Here is a 2,124-nt window from a genome sequence, read left to right on the forward strand (position 1 = left end):
CTCCATCCGGGTTGGCTGGTAAGTCCATCATAGAGGGGCTGCTCTGTCGCGACAGCGTTGTGGAGCAACAATGGGCCATAGATGGGACGGGATCCCTTTCTATTCGACCCATTGAGCAGTCATCATCAGGTGTCCAAGTTCTCGATCCGAACCGGCTCAAGAGGTTCTGCCAGCGGAAACCCCAACACCTGGGCATAAAAGTAAAGCTCTGCCTCCAAAGCCCGTTTGATGTTGGCCGCCTGGCGAAAGCCGTGTTGCTCTCCCTCGAAGGGCACATAGGCCACTGGGATCCCTTTGGCCCGCAGCGCTGCCACCATCCTCTCCGCCTGATTGGGGGGCACGATGGCGTCTTCCAACCCTTGGAAGAAGATAACCGGACAATTGAGGCCCTCCAGGTGATGAATGGGGGAACGCTCCCGGTAGAGATCCCGCCGCTCTGGGTAGGGGCCAATGAGGCTGTCCAAGTAGCGAGACTCGAACTTGTGGGTCTCCTGGGCCAGGGCTTCTAGATCGCTCACCCCGTAGTAGCTGGCACCTGCTCGGAAGACGGCGTGGAAGGTCAAGGCCGCCAACGTGGTATAGCCGCCAGCGCTGCCCCCTTGAATGAGCAGCCGTTCCCCATCCACCTTGCCCTGTTCTGCCAAAAATTGAGCTCCGGCAATGCAATCTTCCACATCTACCAGGCCCCACCGGCCTTTGAGAGCATCCCGATAGGCCCGTCCGTAGCCGCTGCTGCCCCGGTAGTTCACATCCAAAACGGCAATCCCCCGACTGGTCCAGTATTGGATCCCCAGGTTGAGCACGGCTGCCGTCGCCCCGGTGGGCCCGCCGTGGCTTTTCACCAGCAGGGGTGGCTTTTCGCCAGTGGGAGCAACAAAGTCGCGGTTCTTGGGGGGATAGAAGAAAGCATAGGCCACTTCCTTGCCGCCACCGGTGGGAAAAACAATGGGCTCTGGGATCGACAGATAGTCGGGATCCACCGCCACGCTGCTGGAACGGGCCACCACCTCCACTTGGCTGGAGGGTAAGTCTAGGCAGACCAAGGCAGTGGCTTCCGTCGGGGATCCGGCCAGGAAAGCGGCTTTTTCCCCACTCACCTGCAAACCGCTGATCTGGGTGTAGGGCAAGGGGATCCCTGCCAACTGTCCTGAATGGGGATCCAGATAAGCCAGATGAGACAGCCCGTCTTGTTCATAACAGGCCAGGATGCGCCCATCGCCACAGAAGCCGTAGGTGCTCAGGCCAAACACCCACTGCGGCTCTCCAAACTCCGCTTCCATAGGGCAGAGGGGAATGGGGCCCTGGGGATCCCAGCGATAGAGGTTCCACCAGCCGCTGCAATCGGAAACAAAGTAGAGATCCCCTTGCGGTGACCACTGGGGCTGGAAGATCGACTCGGCAGGGCCACCGGCCAGCTTTTGAGGTTCTCCCAAGCTGCCGTCAGGGTTCACCTCAGACCGCCACAGCTCTGTGCCGTCCCAGGGCATTTGGGGGTGATCCCAGGTCAGCCATACCAAGGTCTGGCCATCGGGGCTGAGGCGAGGGTTGGCATAGAAATTGTGCCCAGAGGCCAAAACGCGCTGGGATCCGCTTTCCAAGTCAATCGAGACAAGGCTGTTTTCCGGCTCTCCCTGGCGGCTGTGATCTTCCCGCACACAGAGGATGCGTCCACGCGCCCGATCCACCACCCCATCTGCATAGCGATAGGGGCCTGCTTCCGTCAGGGGCTGGGGATCTGAACCCGGCAGCAGGCGGTAGAGCCGTTGGTCAGCGAAGTTGCAAAAATACACTACCCCTGCCGACACCCAATAAGCTCCACCCCCATACTCATGCACCCGTGTCCGCACATTGAAAGGTGCCGGTGTCAGCTCCACCAGGATCCCGTCGGCAGAGCGCCGCATCAACACATTGCGCCCTTTTTCTTGCGGGCGGCCCTCCGTCCAGTAGAGATCCCCCTGATCCCAAACCATCTGTCCCAAGCGCAGGGATCCCGTCACCACCAGGTCAGCGGTAATCGGGGATCGCCAAGATCCATAGCCGGCCTGTTGCACCATAAGCTGTTAACTCTCAACTAATTCTCGACCCCAGAACCCCTATTATGCCGGCAGCAAGGGATCCCTGCCT

General features: G+C 60.1%; 1 protein-coding gene. It reads right to left on the reverse strand.

The annotated features are described in order from the left end of the window. Nucleotides 1–125 precede the first annotated feature (125 nt). Nucleotides 126–2,054 (reverse strand): S9 family peptidase, encoded by a 1,929-nt coding sequence (locus NW820_RS02030; protein WP_414406552.1) that lies wholly within the window; start codon nucleotides 2,052–2,054, stop codon nucleotides 126–128. Nucleotides 2,055–2,124: the final 70 nt, after the last annotated feature.

The organism is Synechococcus sp. R55.7 (genome assembly GCF_047461955.1).
In the GTDB taxonomy this organism is placed as follows: Bacteria; Cyanobacteriota; Cyanobacteriia; order Thermostichales; family Thermostichaceae; genus Thermostichus.